Origin of the sequence: Burkholderia sp. HAN2018 (assembly GCF_024704855.1) — a bacterium.
In the GTDB taxonomy this organism is placed as follows: Bacteria; Pseudomonadota; Gammaproteobacteria; order Burkholderiales; family Burkholderiaceae; genus Burkholderia; species Burkholderia cepacia.
The window spans coordinates 1-13,900 of record NZ_QOBB01000192.1 but is presented as its reverse complement, the minus strand read 5'-3'; the positions used below and the strand labels follow the sequence as shown (position 1 = coordinate 13,900).

Genomic DNA, 13,900 nt, shown 5'->3' with positions numbered 1-13,900 from the left:
CCACGCGGCGCACGCGGACGACATCGCCGCGGCCGCCTGCTATCTCGCGAGCGCGCCCGGCGTCACGGGCGCGACGCTGACCGTCGACGGCGGCGAGCACCTCGTGCCGCCGGCCGCCGGCCCGAATGAATGAACTGCGCGGATCGCGCGGCCTGACTGCCGCCGCCCGCGCCGCTTTGCGTGTGCGCACGCCAATTTGACTGGGACGACCATGTTTTCCGCTCTCCTGCACCCCCGCCTCGCGGACTGCCGCAGGCTCTACCTGCGCGACTACGAAGTGCACATCAACATCGGTGCCTTCGAACACGAGAAGCGCGGCGAGCAGCGCGTCGTCATCAACGTCGACCTGTTCGTGCCGCTCGCGATGTCCACTCCCGTGGACGACCGGCTGCATGAAGTCGTCGACTACGACCTGATGAAGCAGAGCGTCGCGCAATGCGTGGCGCGCGGCCACATCCACCTGCAGGAAACGCTGTGCGACGCGATCGCCGCGCACCTGCTGGCGCACGACGCCGTGCGCGCGGTATGCGTCTGTACCGAGAAACCGGACGCTTATCCGGACTGCGACGCCGTCGGCGTCGAAGTCTTTCGCATCAAGGACGAGGAGCGCGCATGAACGCCCCCCACATGAATGACGCGGCGGCCGATGCCGCCACCCACGACGCAGCCGCCGCCCCGGCCGGCCGCCAGGCGCTGACGCGCCGCGAGCAGAAGGAAGCGTACGAGAACAACAAGCTGTTCAAGCGGATCGTGCGCCAGGTCGGCCAGGCGATCGGCGACTTCAACATGATCGAGCAAGGCGACAAGGTGATGGTGTGCCTGTCGGGCGGCAAGGATAGCTACGCGATGCTCGACGTGCTGCTGCGCCTGCGCGAGCGCGCGCCGATCGATTTCGACATCGTCGCGGTGAACCTCGACCAGAAGCAGCCGGGCTTCCCCGAGCACGTGCTGCCCGAGTACCTGAAGCAGGTCGGCGTGCCGTTCCACATCGAGAACCAGGACACCTACAGCATCGTCAAGCGGCTCGTGCCCGAAGGCAAGACGACCTGCTCACTGTGCTCGCGGCTGCGCCGCGGGATCCTGTACCGCGTGGCCGGCGAGCTCGGCGCGACCAAGATCGCGCTCGGCCATCACCGCGACGACATCGTGCAGACGCTGCTGCTCAACATGTTCTACGGCGGCAAGCTGAAGGGGATGCCGCCGAAGCTGCAGTCGGACGACGGCAAGAACATCGTGATCCGCCCGCTCGCGTACGTGAAGGAAACCGATCTCGAGAAATACGCGGAACTGCGCGAATTCCCGATCATCCCGTGCAACCTGTGCGGCAGCCAGCCGAACCTGAAGCGCGCGGAAATGAAGGCGCTGATCCGCGAATGGGACAAGCGCTTCCCGGGCCGCGTCGACAACATGTTCAACGCGCTCGCGAAGGTCGTGCCGTCGCACCTGATGGACACGACGCTGTACCCGTTCCAGTCGCTGCGCGCGACCGGCGAGGCCGATCCGCAAGGCGACATCGCGTTCGACGAGGAACCGTGTGCATCGGGCGACGACGCGGCGGCGCCGGGTGGCGCCCGGCCAATCTCGATCGTCCAGTTCGACGACCTGTAAGCAGGGCCCGAACACCCGCCGGAACGGGGCCGCGCGGCCCTTTTCCGGCGCCGTCGCCCCGCCGCGACAGGCCCGGAACGGCAGGGGCTGCATGCTAAAATGGTCGGCTTCGAACTCCTCTGACAAGCTGGCGCCATGAATATCGTGATTTTGGCGGCAGGCACCGGCAAGCGCATGCGTTCCGCGCTGCCGAAAGTGCTTCACCCCCTGGCCGGCAGGCCGCTCCTCTCCCACGTCATCGACACCGCGCGCACGCTGCAGCCGTCCCGGCTCGTCGTCGTCGTCGGTCACGGTGCCGAGCAGGTCCAGGCCGCCGTCGCCGCGCCCGACGTCCAGTTTGCGGTGCAGGCAGAGCAGCTCGGCACCGGCCATGCGGTGCGTCAGGCGCTGCCGCTCCTCGATCCTGCGCAACCGACGCTCGTGCTGTACGGCGACGTGCCGCTCACGCGCGCGTCGACGCTGCAGCGCCTCGTCGATGCCGCGCGCGAAGGCCGCTACGGGATTCTGACCGTCACGCTCGACGATCCGACCGGCTACGGCCGCATCGTGCGCGACGCGGCCGGCTTCGTCACACGCATCGTCGAGCAGAAGGACGCGTCGCCCGACCAGCTGAAGATCGCCGAGATCAACACGGGCATCATCGTCACGCCCACGGCCCAGCTGTCGATGTGGCTCGGCGCGCTGAAGAACGAGAACGCGCAGGGCGAGTACTACCTGACCGACGTCGTCGAACTCGCGATCGAGGCCGGTTTCGAGGTCGTCACCGCGCAGCCCGACGAGGAATGGGAAACGCTCGGCGTGAACAGCAAGGCGCAGCTTGCCGAGCTCGAACGCATTCATCAGCGCAATATCGCGGAAACGCTGCTCGTCGACGGCGTCACGCTCGCCGATCCGGCCCGCGTCGACGTGCGCGGCACGCTGCGCTGCGGCCGCGACGTGTCGATCGACGTGAACTGCGTGTTCGAGGGCAACGTGACGCTCGCGGACAACGTGACGATCGGCGCGAACTGCGTGATCCGCAACGCGTCGGTCGGCGCGGGCACGCGCATCGACGCGTTCACGCACATCGACGGCGCCGAGCTCGGCGCGCACACCGTGATCGGCCCGTACGCACGGCTGCGCCCCGGCGCGCAGCTCGCGGACGAAGCGCACGTCGGCAACTTCGTCGAGGTGAAGAACGCGGTGATCGGCCACGGCTCGAAGGCGAACCACCTCACGTACATCGGCGACGCCGACATCGGCGCGCGCGTGAACATCGGCGCGGGCACGATCACCTGCAACTACGACGGCGCGAACAAGTTCCGCACCGTGATCGAGGACGACGTGTTCGTCGGCTCCGACACGCAGCTGGTCGCGCCCGTGCGCGTCGGCCGCGGCGTGACGATCGCCGCCGGCACGACGATCTGGAAGGACGTGGCCGAAGGCCTGCTCGCGTTGAACGAGAAGACCCAGACTGCGAAGAGCGGCTACGTCCGCCCGGTCAAGAAGAAAAGCTGAACCTTTTGCGGGCGCCCCGACGGCGCCCGCGTCGACTTACAGGACTGACTCATTCATGTGCGGCATTGTCGGCGCAGTTGCGCAACGTAATATCGTTCCGGTGCTGATCGAAGGTTTGCGGCGCCTCGAATACCGTGGCTACGACTCGTGCGGCGTCGCCGTGCTCGAGCCGGGCGCGCCGAAGCGCGCGCGCAGCGTCGAACGCGTCGCCGATCTCGACGCGCAGGTGCGCGAATCGCATCTCGAAGGCACGACGGGCGTCGCGCACACGCGCTGGGCCACGCACGGCGCGCCCGTCACGCACAACGCGCACCCGATCTTCTCGTCGAACGCGCTCGCGCTCGTCCACAACGGCATCATCGAGAACTTCGAGCCGCTGCGCGAAGCGCTGCGCGCGAAGGGCTACGAATTCGTGTCGCAAACCGACACCGAAGTGATCGCCCACCTCGTGCACAGCCTGTATCGCGGCAACCTGTTCGACGCGGTGCGCGAAGCCGTGCAGCAGCTGCACGGCGCGTATGCGATCGCCGTGATCCACAAGGACCAGCCGCACACCGTCGTCGGCGCGCGCCAGGGCTCGCCGCTCGTGGTCGGCCACGGCGACGGCGAGAACTTCCTCGCGTCCGACGCGCTCGCGCTCGCGGGCAGCACCGACCGCTTCACGTTCCTCGAGGAAGGCGACGTGTGCGAGCTGTCGCTCGACGGCGTGAAGATCGTCGACCGGGACGGCGCGCTCGCGCAGCGCGAGATCCGCGTGGTCAGCGCATACGGCGGCGCGGTCGAGCTTGGCCCGTACCGCCACTTCATGCAGAAGGAAATCTTCGAGCAGCCGCGCGCGATCAGCGATACCGTGCCGCAGACGGAAGCCTTCGACGCGACGCTGTTCGGCGACGCCGCGCCCGCCGCGTTCGCGGAGATCGACAGCCTGCTGATCCTCGCATGCGGCACGAGCTACTACTCGGGCCTCACCGCCAAATACTGGCTCGAATCGATCGCGAAGATCCCGACCCAGGTCGAGATCGCGAGCGAATACCGCTACCGCGAATCGGTGCCGAACCCGCGCCAGCTCGTGCTGGTGATCTCGCAGTCGGGCGAGACCGCCGACACGCTCGCGGCGCTCAAGCACGCGCAGTCGCTCGGCCACACGCACACGCTCGCCGTGTGCAACGTCGCGACGAGCGCGATGGTGCGCCTCACCGAAATGCAGTTCCTGACGCACGCGGGCACCGAGATCGGCGTTGCGTCGACGAAGGCGTTCACGACGCAGCTCGTCGCGCTGTTCGTGCTGGCCGCGACGCTCGGCAAGCTGCGCGGGCACGTCGATGCCGCGCAGGAAGCCGGGTTCCTGAAGCAGTTGCGCCACCTGCCGGCCGCGCTGAACAGCGTGCTCGCACTGGAGCCGCAGATCATCGCGTGGTCGGAGGAATTCGCGCGCAAGGAAAACGCGCTGTTCCTCGGCCGCGGGCTGCACTACCCGATCGCGCTCGAAGGCGCGCTGAAGCTGAAGGAAATCTCGTACATCCACGCCGAGGCCTATCCGGCCGGCGAACTGAAGCACGGGCCGCTCGCGCTCGTCACGGAAGCGATGCCGGTCGTCACGGTCGCGCCGAACGACACGCTGCTCGAGAAGCTGAAGTCGAACATGCAGGAAGTGCGTGCGCGCGGCGGCGAGCTGTACGTGTTCGCCGATGCCGACACGCAGATCGTCAACGACGACGGCCTGCACGTGATCCGGATGCCGGAGCATTACGGGCAACTGTCGCCGATCCTGCACGTCGTGCCGCTGCAACTGCTCGCGTATCACACCGCGTGCGCGCGCGGCACCGACGTCGACAAGCCGCGGAACCTCGCAAAATCGGTGACGGTGGAGTAAGGCGGGACGACCGGGACGGCCCCGCGAAGCCGTCCCGACCCCGTATCGCCCCGTCTCGGCACGAAACAGGCCATTCGGCCAGGTCGAAATATGTACCACGTAGTGGCATATAATCCTGTGCTGACCTGATCGGCCCGACATGCCGGTAATCGGCAGCGCGGGATCGTGCCGAGCAAGGTCGGGCAGGTGCGGGTTTTCGTATTCCTGTTCGCCAAGCCCGACCGGGACGACATCGACGAACGCGAACGGCGTGCCTTCAGAAAGCTCGCCGCGAATGTCGGGCGCCGCGCCGGCGCCGATATCGCGACGCTGGTCACACTGAAAGAGCGGGTGGAGATTTGCAATGGCCAGGAGTCGATTCAAGAGCGACGCAACGGAGGCGACCCACAGCGCCGCGTCGGGCCTCTATCGTGCCGCGTTGATCGACAAGAAGACGATGCGCGAATACGACGATCTCTGCATCGAAGCCGCCCCGCGGTTCGATCCGGAAGCCATCGCCCGCATCCGCAAATCCGTCAATGTCAGCCAGAGCGTGTTCGCGCTCTACCTGAACACGACGACGTCGACGATCCGCCAATGGGAACAGGGCGACAAGCGGCCGAGCGGCATCGCCGCACGGATGCTCCAGATCGTCGAGAAACACGGGCTCGAGGTGTTCTCCTGAACCGGCCCCCCGAATCCCCCTGCACGGCCGCCCCCGCACCGGATACCGCGACGCGCCCCGCAACGAATATGACGGAGACACAATGGTAGTAAGACTCTTTGGATGCGGATTGCTGGCGCTGACGTTCGCGTCGACGGGCTGGGCCGCCGAGCACTACGTCGAAGTCTGGAACCCGCCCGAGGCGCGGCAGCCGGCCGCCCGCACGCCGGCCGCGCACACCGGCGCCGATGCTCGCGCCGGCAAGAGCGTGGAGAAGCACGCGAATGCCACGCCGAAAGCCGCGGTGAAACCGCACAAACGCCGTGTCGCGCAGGCGGTGAAAGCCGGCTCGCATCGTCCGCCCGCCACCGCGGCCGAGACGCCGGCTGCTCCGCGCCCCGTCGCGCAGCCCGCACCGGGACGCCTGACGGTCATGCAGCCGGCTGCGCCCGATGCGCAGCACGCACTGAATTACTCCGACATCCCGCGGCAATACACACCGGACGGCAACGTGCTGCGCGTCGGCACGCACAACCGCTCCGCGGAGGTGACTCGATAATGGAAGCGCAAACCTACCACGGCTACCAGATCTGGGGCCACGCGATCCTGCAGCAGGACGAGATCCTGCAGCCCGAGCGCTTCGCGGCGAGCGGCACGATCACGCAGAACAACAAGCTGGTGGAGGCGTCCGGCGTGCTCGGCGTGTTCGACACCGAGGACGACGCGCGCGAAGCGGGGCTCGAATGGGCCCGCGCCTGGATCGACAGCCACCGCTGAGCGTGCGCAACCTGCGCGCCGTGATCGACGCCGGACACGAGTCGGCCGCGAGCCGGCAATGAAAAAAGGGGCGTCATCGACGCCCCTTTGTCATTCGAACCAGGACAACTCAAGCTGTGGCCCGTGGCGGCCGCACCGCCGCCTGCGGCCGGCCGACGAACCGTGCCAGCCCGACAATCGCGGCCAGCGTCGCGAGATACGCGACGATCTGGATGCCCGCCGGGCGCGCGGTATAGCCGATCAGCGTATGCAGCGCCTTGCCGACGATGCTCGATTCCTTGAGCAGCCACGACGTATCCCAGACCGCATCGCCCCACGACGGCACGAGGCCTGCCGCGAGCAGGAAGCCGACGCACTGGCTGGCCATCCCCGCCGCGAGCAGCACGATCAGCCAGTTGGTGACGGAAAACAGGCGCTTCAGCGGAATCTGCAGCAGGCCCGCATACATCCCGTAGCCGAGCCCGGCGCCGCCGAGCACGCCGAGCAGCCCGCCGACGATCATCTGCGGTGTCTGTCCCGGATCGCCCGCCGCGATGCCGTACAGGAACAGCACGGCCTCGGAGCCTTCGCGCAGCACCGCGACGCCGACCACGATCGCGAGCCCCGTCAGCGGCTTGCTGCCGGCCGCGACGGCACGCCCGACCGCGGTCATCTGCATCGCCATCTCGCGACCGTGCCGGCTCATCCAGATGCTGTGCCATGCGAGCATCAGCGTCGCGACGAACATCACGCCCGCGTTGAAGACCTCCTGACCCATGCCGGACGCCCATTGCGAGATCACGTCGGCGAACGCCGCGATCAGGCCGGCGCCGATCACGCCGCCCGCCAGCCCGCCGCCGACCCACCAGCCGCGCCGCGGCACGCCTTTCGTCGCGGCCATCACGATCGACACCACCAGCGCGGCCTCGAGCACTTCACGAAAGACGATCAGGGCAGTCGACAGCATGTCCGTATCCGCTTACTTGACGGTCAGCTGCGTCTTCGACTGCGCTTCGTGATACTCGTCGTGGAACTCGTAGGTCCCGGCCTTCAGCGGCCCGACCAGGATCTCCACCGACTTGCCGGCAGGCACGACCTTCTCCGCCTTGAAATCATCGCTCTCGAATTCGGCGGGCGTCGCGTCGAGATTCTTCACGACGAACTTCACCTTCTTGCCGGCCGGGATCGTCACGCCGTCCGGCGAAAACTTGTGATCCTTCAGGGTCAGGTTGACGACATCGTCGGCCGCGAATGCGGACGTTGCCGATGCGCCCAGCAGCGCCAGCGAAAAGCCGAAAGCAAAACGGTTCATGGGGGTAACGAATTGAAATATCGAAGGGAGCTGATACTAAGATCGATTCGCATTTCCAACTCGCGTACCCTTACTGGCGACATGGTGATCGTGCTCCATGGAGCGCCGCCACGCCTTGCCCGGCAAGGCATCCGCCCCGCTTCGCCCGGAACGCTTCGCCGTCAATCGGGGCAAGTGCCGAATGACGTCAAAGGCCCGTCCGCTATTCATCAGACATCACCTTTACAACACGCTGTCGCCGCACTACCGTCGTCACACTGGAGCCGCGACACGGATCTTCGTCGACACGCGTACGCTTGACCTTCCCACCGTGGCAAGCTTCATGCTGTCGATGCTTGTCAATCGTCAACTCAGGAGAACACGATGGAATTCGAAGTCCAGGACATGACCTGCGGCGGCTGCGCCAATGCAATCACGCGCGCGGTGACGGCCGCCGATCCCGCCGCGAAGCTCGACATCGACGTCGCGGCGAAGATCGTCAAGGTCGAGTCGGCGCAAGGCGCCGAGCGCGTGCAGTCGATCATCGAAGCCGCCGGCTTCCACCCCGCGCTGCGCACCGCATAACTTACGCACAACGCGAGCGCGGGCACACGCCGTACGGCGCTGCGCCCGCGCCCCGCAGTGCATCAGCGCAGCCGGATCAGCGTCGACTTCAGTTCGGTGTACTTCTCGAGCGCGTGCAGCGACTTGTCGCGGCCGTTGCCCGACTGCTTGTAGCCGCCGAACGGGAAGTTCATGTCGCCGCCCTCGTCGTAGCAGTTCACCCAGACGGTGCCCGCGCGCAGCCGGCGCGACACGTCGTGCGCGGTCGTCAGGTTCGACGTCCACACGGCCGCGGCCAGCCCGTACTCGGTATCGTTCGCGATCCGCACGGCCTCGTCGACGTCGTCGAACACGATCACCGACAGCACGGGCCCGAAGATCTCCTCGCGTGCGATCCTCGCATCCGGCTTCACCTCGAACACCGTCGGCTCCACGTAGAAGCCGCCCGTTTCCGCCTTCACGCGCGCACCGCCGGTGACGAGCCGGCCCTCGCTGCGCCCGGCCTCGATATAGCCGAGCACACGCTCGAGCTGGATGCCGTCGACGATCGCGCCCATCGACACCGACGGATCGAGCGGATTGCCGGGCACGTACGCACGCGCGGCCGCGACGAGCTTCTCGATGAACACATCCTTGATGTCGCGATGCACGAGCAGCCGCGAGCCGGCCGTGCACATCTCGCCCATGTTGTAGAAGATCGCGCCGGCGGCCGCCTGCGCCGCGCGGTCGAGATCGGGACAATCGGGCAGCACGATGTTCGGCGACTTGCCGCCGAGCTCGAGCCACGCGCGCTTCAGGTTCGACTGCGCGGCGTACTGCATGATCAGCTTGCCCACTGCCGTCGAGCCGGTGAATGCGATGCAGTCGACGTCGCGATGCAGCGCGAGCAGCTTGCCGGGCTCGCCGGCCCCCGGTACGACGTTGAACACGCCCGCCGGAATGCCGGCTTCGTACGCGAGCTGTGCGACGCGGATCGCGGTCAGCGGCGATTTCTCCGACGGCTTCAGCACGACGCTGTTGCCGGCCGCGAGCGCGGGGCCGAATTTCCATGCGGCCATCAGGATCGGGAAGTTCCACGGCACGACGGCGGCCACCACGCCGACCGGCTCGCGCGTGACGAGACCGACGAGATGATGATCCGCCGGCGCGACCTCGCCGCCCACCTTGTCGATCGCTTCCGCGAACCATTCGACGCAATACGCGGCGCCCGGCACGTCGACCGTCGTCGTGTCGCCGATCGGCTTGCCCGCGTCGAGCGTTTCGAGCAGCGACAGCTCGTCGAGGTGCTCGCGCATCAGCGCAGCCCAGCGCAGCAGCACGGCCTTGCGCGCACGCGGGTTCAGCCCGGCCCACACGCCCGCGTCGAACGCGCGACGCGCCGCCGCGACGGCCGCGTTCACGTCGGCTTCGCCGCAATCGGCGACCTTCGCGAGCACGCGGCCGTCGATCGGGCTCACGCAGTCGAACGTCTTGCCGCCGTGCGCGTCGCGCGACGCGCCGTCGATGAATGCGCGCCCTTCGATCTCGAGCGACGCCGCCTTGTCCTGCCAGTCAGCCAAAGTCAACTTGTTCATCAGGATGCCTCAGTTTTTTGGCATTCGCGATGCGACGCGCCGCTGCGCGTGACGCGCAGCCGGCCGGCAGCGAATGCGGTGATGCGCGGTCGGGAGGTCAGAAGGTCGCCGGCGAATTGGCCGAGACGACCTCGCAGATCAGGTCCGCGCTGGGATTGCGAAAACGGTGCGGCAAACGGCTTTCGAAGTAATAGCCGTCTCCGGGGTCGAGCAGCCACGTCGCGCCGTCGACGGTCAGCTCGAGCCGGCCCGACACGACCACGCCGCCCTCGTGCCCCGCGTGCACGAGCATCTCGGGCCCCGTATCGGCGTGCGGCTGGTAGATCTCGCGCAGGATGCACATGTTGCGGTCCTTCACGCTCGCGCCGACCAGATGAAACGCGAGCGTGTCGTTGCCGAGGTTCGGCATCTCGTCGCGACGCGACACGACCGAACGCGATTCGACGAGCTCGAACGTGAAGAACTCCGCGAGACTCATCGGGATACATTCCAGCAGCTTCTTCAGCGAGCCGACCGACGGGCTCACGCGGCCCTGTTCGATCAGCGAGATCGTGCCGTTGGTCACGCCGGCCCGCTTCGCGAGTTCGCGCTGCGACAGGCCATGCTTGTTGCGCACGAAACGCAGGCGCTCGGCGACTTCGGTGGACATCGATTCGGTTTCGGACACGATAGGTGCGATGACAAAGTGAAACGACGCAGTGGACAGCCGTTGAATATTCTAATCACTTTATGCCGCACATCAGCGGGGAAAACCCTGAAAGGCGTTCGAAATAATGAACACCCCGTCGATTATTCCGTTTGCGAATCTTTTGTTTGCACTGCTCGGGAAAGCCCTGATGCAACACCGTTAAAAAACATTTGACGCCGTTTTTGGCTCGTATATGCTGGCTCTCAGGTTCGCGTCATCAAGCGTTCATCGGCAGCAAAAAGCGTTATTGCAACGCAAAAATTGATGCCCTTCGATGTAAATGACGCGTAACCGGCGCCTTGATTATTTTAAACGCCCAGTGCGTCGAAACGGTCGGGTGTTCAATACTTTCAACAACCCAGTCGAGTGTAATCGTGAGAGTCCGTGGCCCTCTGGTGAGGTGGGATCGAAGCGTGGCGCGAAGTTCGCGCAGCGCGGCATCCCCTTCCGATGGCAGTTGCGGCTGGCATAGTCCTCGCCTGCAGCATCTGTCGATCTACACCATCCTTTCCCGTCGTTCCGTTCGGCGCCACAACGCCGTTTCCGCACGCGCATTCGTCGCCGTCGATACCGACGAAGTGGCGTCGCTGCTGCCGTAGCGCCTCTCCTTTCTTTACGTCGTTCGTTTCGTTTGCTGATTCGCCAACCGCATGGTCCATGCGGTGACGGAACGCGTTCGCGCATTCGTTGCCGCGTCGCGTATCGCAATGAAACGAACGACGGCCTGATCGTCGCGCGCAGCGCGGATCGCCACGCCATCCCGTTGCGCCCATTCACCAGCGGCCTTGCGCTTTGCGCCAGGCTGCGGGGCTGTTGCACGCCGGCGTTTCGCCACATCCGGCAAGACATACGCGACAACCCTCCGGATAACTGATTGACGTCATGGAAAGAAGGAAACCACTCGTCGGCATCACCGCCGACCACACGCAGATCGGCGCACACGCGTCGCATACGGTCGGCGACAAATACGTCGCCGCGATCGTCGACGGCGCGCAAGCGTTCGCGATGGTGCTGCCCGCGCTCGGCGAGCGCCAGTCGACCGACGACATCCTCGACGCGGTCGACGGCCTGCTGTTCACCGGCAGCTACTCGAACGTCGAGCCGCACCTGTACGGCGGCGAACCGAGCGCACCCGGCACGAAGCACGACCCGGCCCGCGATGCGACGACGCTGCCGCTGCTGCGCGCGGCGATCGCCGCGGGCGTGCCGGTGCTCGCAGTCTGCCGCGGCTTCCAGGAGCTGAACGTCGTCTGCGGCGGCACGCTGCACCAGCGCGTGCATGAAGTGCCGGGCTTCGCCGATCACCGCGAGGACGACGACGCGCCGATGGACACGCAATACGGCCCCGCGCACGTCGTGCGACTGACGCCCGGCGGCAAGCTGCACGCGCTCGCCGGCGGCCGCGACGAAGTGCGCGTGAACTCGCTGCACAAGCAGGGCATCGCGCAGCTCGGCTCCGGCCTCGCCGTCGAAGCCGTCGCGCCGGACGGCCTGATCGAAGCCGTAAGCGTCGTCGACGCACCGGCTTTCGCCCTCGCCGTGCAGTGGCACCCGGAATGGCGGCATGCGCAGGACCCGCTGTCGAGCGCGATCTTCCGCGCCTTCGGCGATGCCTGCCGCGCGCGCCGTGCCGCCCGCACGCGCGCCACGGCCGCCGCCGCGCTCGCCTGAGCGCGCCGACCCAACCAACGAGAACAGACATGCAAGACATCGAAGATTTCCTGAAGCAGTACCGGATCACCGAGATCGAAGCGATCATTCCCGACATGGCCGGCATCGCGCGCGGCAAGATCACGCCCCGCAACAAGTTCACGTCCGGCGAATCGATGCGCCTGCCGCAAGCCGTGATGGTGCAGACCGTCACCGGCGAATATCCGGAAGACGGTTCGCTGACCGGCGTGACCGACCCCGACATGGTGTGCGTGCCCGACACGTCGACGATCCGCCTGATCCCGTGGGCCGTCGACCCGACCGCGCAGGTGATCCACGACTGCGTGCACTTCGACGGCTCGCCGGTCGAGATCTCGCCGCGCTACGTGCTGCGCCGCGTGCTCGACCTGTACAAGGCGAAGGGCTGGAAGCCCGTCGTCGCGCCCGAGCTCGAGTTCTACCTGGTCGACATGAACAAGGACCCCGACCTGCCGCTGCGTCCGCCGGTCGGCCGCACGGGCCGCCCGGAAACGGGCCGGCAGTCGTATTCGATCGAGGCCGTCAACGAGTTCGACCCGCTGTTCGAGGACATCTACGAGTACTGCGAATCGCAGAACCTCGACATCGACACGCTGATCCACGAAGTCGGCGCCGCGCAGATGGAGATCAACTTCATGCACGGCGACGCGCTGTCGCTGGCCGACCAGGTGTTCCTGTTCAAGCGCACGGTGCGCGAGGCCGCGCTGCGTCACAACATGTACGCGACCTTCATGGCCAAGCCGATGGAAGACGAACCGGGTTCGGCGATGCACGTGCACCAGAGCATCGTCGACGAGGAAACGGGCCAGAACCTGTTCACGTCGCCCGAAACCGGCGGCGCGACGTCGATGTTCTACAACTACCTCGCGGGGCTGCAGAAATACACGCCCGCACTGATGCCGATCTTCGCGCCGTACATCAACTCGTACCGCCGCCTGTCGCGCTTCATGGCCGCGCCGATCAACGTGCAGTGGGGCTACGACAACCGCACGGTCGGCTTCCGCATCCCGCACTCGGGCCCGTCGGCGCGCCGCATCGAGAACCGGATTCCGGGCGTCGACTGCAACCCGTACCTCGCGCTCGCCGCGACGCTCGCGGCCGGCTACCTCGGCATGACGCAGCGCCTGGAACCGACCGAGCCGCTCGTCAGCGACGGCTACGACCTGCCGTACCAGCTGCCGCGCAACCTCGAGGAAGGGCTGACGCTGATGGCCGCGTGCGAGCCGCTCGGCGAGATCCTCGGCCACAAGTTCCTGAAGGCGTATTTCGCGCTGAAGGAAACCGAATACGAAGCGTTCTTCCGCGTGATCAGCTCGTGGGAACGCCGCCATCTGCTGCTGCACGTCTGAGCGTGCACACAACCGAATACGGAAACACGGAGGAAACATGACGTACCGCAACGAATCTGCCTGGATCCAGCCCGCCGCGCCGGCCGCCGCACCGCGCGCGACGCAGGCGCGCTCGACCGCCGAATACCGCGCACTCGACGCCGCGCACCACATCCACCCGTTCTCGGACATGGGCGCGCTGAACCGCGCGGGCAGCCGCGTGATCGTGAAGGCCGACGGCGTCTACCTGTGGGACTCGGACGGCAACAAGGTCATCGACGGGATGGCCGGCCTCTGGTGCGTGAACGTCGGCTACGGCCGCAAGGAACTCGCCGACGCCGCGTATCGCCAGATCCAGGAACTGCCGTTCTACAACACCTTCTTCAAGA

16 protein-coding genes and 2 pseudogenes are annotated in these 13,900 nt (G+C 66.6%); 14 read left to right on the top strand and 4 right to left on the bottom strand.

What is annotated here, in order from left to right:
- The 9 genes and pseudogenes from DPV74_RS31920 to DPV74_RS31880 form a co-directional block, all read left to right on the top strand.
- Positions 1-133, top strand: a pseudogene (locus DPV74_RS31920) (short-chain dehydrogenase); the annotation flags it as partial.
- Positions 134-211: 78 nt separating this feature from the next.
- Positions 212-616, top strand: a complete 405-nt coding sequence (locus DPV74_RS31915) for a dihydroneopterin aldolase (protein WP_119338632.1) — start codon at positions 212-214, stop codon at positions 614-616.
- Positions 613-1,608, top strand: coding sequence for a tRNA 2-thiocytidine(32) synthetase TtcA (ttcA, locus tag DPV74_RS31910; protein ID WP_059695257.1), 996 nt, complete (start codon positions 613-615; stop codon positions 1,606-1,608). Before DPV74_RS31915 ends, ttcA begins: the two co-directional genes overlap by 4 nt.
- 135 nt (positions 1,609-1,743) lie before the next feature.
- Positions 1,744-3,105, top strand: coding sequence for a bifunctional UDP-N-acetylglucosamine diphosphorylase/glucosamine-1-phosphate N-acetyltransferase GlmU (glmU, locus tag DPV74_RS31905; RefSeq protein WP_027788953.1), 1,362 nt, complete (start codon positions 1,744-1,746; stop codon positions 3,103-3,105).
- Between the two features lie 55 nt (positions 3,106-3,160).
- Positions 3,161-4,978 (top strand): glutamine--fructose-6-phosphate transaminase (isomerizing), encoded by a 1,818-nt coding sequence (gene glmS, locus DPV74_RS31900; protein ID WP_027788952.1) that lies wholly within the window; start codon positions 3,161-3,163, stop codon positions 4,976-4,978.
- A gap of 144 nt (positions 4,979-5,122) precedes the next feature.
- Positions 5,123-5,326 (top strand): annotated as a pseudogene (locus DPV74_RS31895) (type II toxin-antitoxin system RelE/ParE family toxin); the annotation flags it as partial.
- The gene (locus DPV74_RS31890) at positions 5,322-5,642 is read left to right on the top strand and encodes a DNA-binding transcriptional regulator (protein WP_027788951.1); all 321 of its coding nucleotides are present in this window, start codon (positions 5,322-5,324) and stop codon (positions 5,640-5,642) included. The pseudogene DPV74_RS31895 and the gene DPV74_RS31890, both read left to right, overlap by 5 nt.
- A gap of 82 nt (positions 5,643-5,724) precedes the next feature.
- Entirely contained in the window at positions 5,725-6,180 is a 456-nt protein-coding gene (locus DPV74_RS31885) for a hypothetical protein (RefSeq protein ID WP_059695250.1), read from the top strand.
- Positions 6,180-6,398: a hypothetical protein gene (locus DPV74_RS31880; protein WP_021162109.1), complete on the top strand. Its 219-nt coding sequence runs from the start codon at positions 6,180-6,182 to the stop codon at positions 6,396-6,398. The genes DPV74_RS31885 and DPV74_RS31880 overlap by 1 nt, the downstream gene beginning before the upstream one ends.
- A 109-nt stretch (positions 6,399-6,507) precedes the next feature.
- On the opposite strand, the gene DPV74_RS31875 is transcribed toward DPV74_RS31880, so the two are convergent.
- Together DPV74_RS31875 and DPV74_RS31870 are read right to left on the bottom strand one after the other, a co-directional pair.
- Positions 6,508-7,344 carry an FTR1 family protein gene (locus tag DPV74_RS31875; RefSeq protein ID WP_119338631.1) on the bottom strand — a complete coding sequence of 279 codons (837 nt, stop codon included), beginning with the start codon at positions 7,342-7,344 and terminating at the stop codon, positions 6,508-6,510.
- A gap of 12 nt (positions 7,345-7,356) precedes the next feature.
- Positions 7,357-7,689, bottom strand: a complete 333-nt coding sequence (locus tag DPV74_RS31870) for a cupredoxin domain-containing protein (RefSeq protein ID WP_027788948.1) — start codon at positions 7,687-7,689, stop codon at positions 7,357-7,359.
- A gap of 363 nt (positions 7,690-8,052) precedes the next feature.
- Between DPV74_RS31870 and DPV74_RS31865 the strand changes: the two genes are divergently transcribed.
- A complete protein-coding gene (locus tag DPV74_RS31865; protein WP_021162112.1) occupies positions 8,053-8,253 on the top strand; it encodes a heavy-metal-associated domain-containing protein in 201 nt (66 codons plus the stop codon).
- A gap of 62 nt (positions 8,254-8,315) precedes the next feature.
- Here DPV74_RS31865 and DPV74_RS31860 read toward each other — a convergent pair whose 3' ends face one another.
- Both DPV74_RS31860 and DPV74_RS31855 read right to left on the bottom strand, forming a co-directional pair.
- Positions 8,316-9,806 carry an aldehyde dehydrogenase gene (locus tag DPV74_RS31860; RefSeq protein ID WP_060350020.1) on the bottom strand — a complete coding sequence of 497 codons (1,491 nt, stop codon included), beginning with the start codon at positions 9,804-9,806 and terminating at the stop codon, positions 8,316-8,318.
- Between the two features lie 97 nt (positions 9,807-9,903).
- Positions 9,904-10,455, bottom strand: a complete 552-nt coding sequence (locus DPV74_RS31855) for a cupin domain-containing protein (protein WP_042976781.1) — start codon at positions 10,453-10,455, stop codon at positions 9,904-9,906.
- A 413-nt stretch (positions 10,456-10,868) separates the two neighbouring features.
- On the opposite strand from DPV74_RS31855, the gene DPV74_RS31850 reads away from it, so the two are divergent.
- From DPV74_RS31850 to DPV74_RS31835, 4 genes are all read left to right on the top strand, one after another.
- Complete coding sequence (locus DPV74_RS31850) at positions 10,869-11,093, top strand: hypothetical protein (RefSeq protein ID WP_072437498.1); 225 nt, start codon at positions 10,869-10,871, stop codon at positions 11,091-11,093.
- A gap of 283 nt (positions 11,094-11,376) precedes the next feature.
- Positions 11,377-12,165, top strand: a complete 789-nt coding sequence (locus tag DPV74_RS31845; RefSeq protein WP_119338629.1) for a gamma-glutamyl-gamma-aminobutyrate hydrolase family protein — start codon at positions 11,377-11,379, stop codon at positions 12,163-12,165.
- Positions 12,166-12,194: 29 nt separating this feature from the next.
- On the top strand, positions 12,195-13,532 hold the full coding sequence (locus tag DPV74_RS31840; RefSeq protein ID WP_027788944.1) for a glutamine synthetase family protein: 1,338 nt from the start codon (positions 12,195-12,197) through the stop codon (positions 13,530-13,532).
- A 37-nt stretch (positions 13,533-13,569) separates the two neighbouring features.
- Positions 13,570-13,900 (top strand): aminotransferase class III-fold pyridoxal phosphate-dependent enzyme (locus tag DPV74_RS31835; RefSeq protein WP_119338628.1); only part of this gene is annotated, 331 nt, incomplete at its 3' end.

Coding starts and splice junctions, on each gene's coding strand:
- DPV74_RS31915 (WP_119338632.1), top strand. CDS start 212: ATGTTTTCCGCTCTCCTGCACCCCCGCCTCGCGGACTGCCGCAGGCTC.
- ttcA (WP_059695257.1), top strand. CDS start 613: ATGAACGCCCCCCACATGAATGACGCGGCGGCCGATGCCGCCACCCAC.
- glmU (WP_027788953.1), top strand. CDS start 1,744: ATGAATATCGTGATTTTGGCGGCAGGCACCGGCAAGCGCATGCGTTCC.
- glmS (WP_027788952.1), top strand. CDS start 3,161: ATGTGCGGCATTGTCGGCGCAGTTGCGCAACGTAATATCGTTCCGGTG.
- DPV74_RS31890 (WP_027788951.1), top strand. CDS start 5,322: ATGGCCAGGAGTCGATTCAAGAGCGACGCAACGGAGGCGACCCACAGC.
- DPV74_RS31885 (WP_059695250.1), top strand. CDS start 5,725: ATGGTAGTAAGACTCTTTGGATGCGGATTGCTGGCGCTGACGTTCGCG.
- DPV74_RS31880 (WP_021162109.1), top strand. CDS start 6,180: ATGGAAGCGCAAACCTACCACGGCTACCAGATCTGGGGCCACGCGATC.
- DPV74_RS31875 (WP_119338631.1), bottom strand. CDS start 7,344: ATGCTGTCGACTGCCCTGATCGTCTTTCGTGAAGTGCTCGAGGCCGCG.
- DPV74_RS31870 (WP_027788948.1), bottom strand. CDS start 7,689: ATGAACCGTTTTGCTTTCGGCTTTTCGCTGGCGCTGCTGGGCGCATCG.
- DPV74_RS31865 (WP_021162112.1), top strand. CDS start 8,053: ATGGAATTCGAAGTCCAGGACATGACCTGCGGCGGCTGCGCCAATGCA.
- DPV74_RS31860 (WP_060350020.1), bottom strand. CDS start 9,806: ATGAACAAGTTGACTTTGGCTGACTGGCAGGACAAGGCGGCGTCGCTC.
- DPV74_RS31855 (WP_042976781.1), bottom strand. CDS start 10,455: ATGTCCACCGAAGTCGCCGAGCGCCTGCGTTTCGTGCGCAACAAGCAT.
- DPV74_RS31845 (WP_119338629.1), top strand. CDS start 11,377: ATGGAAAGAAGGAAACCACTCGTCGGCATCACCGCCGACCACACGCAG.
- DPV74_RS31840 (WP_027788944.1), top strand. CDS start 12,195: ATGCAAGACATCGAAGATTTCCTGAAGCAGTACCGGATCACCGAGATC.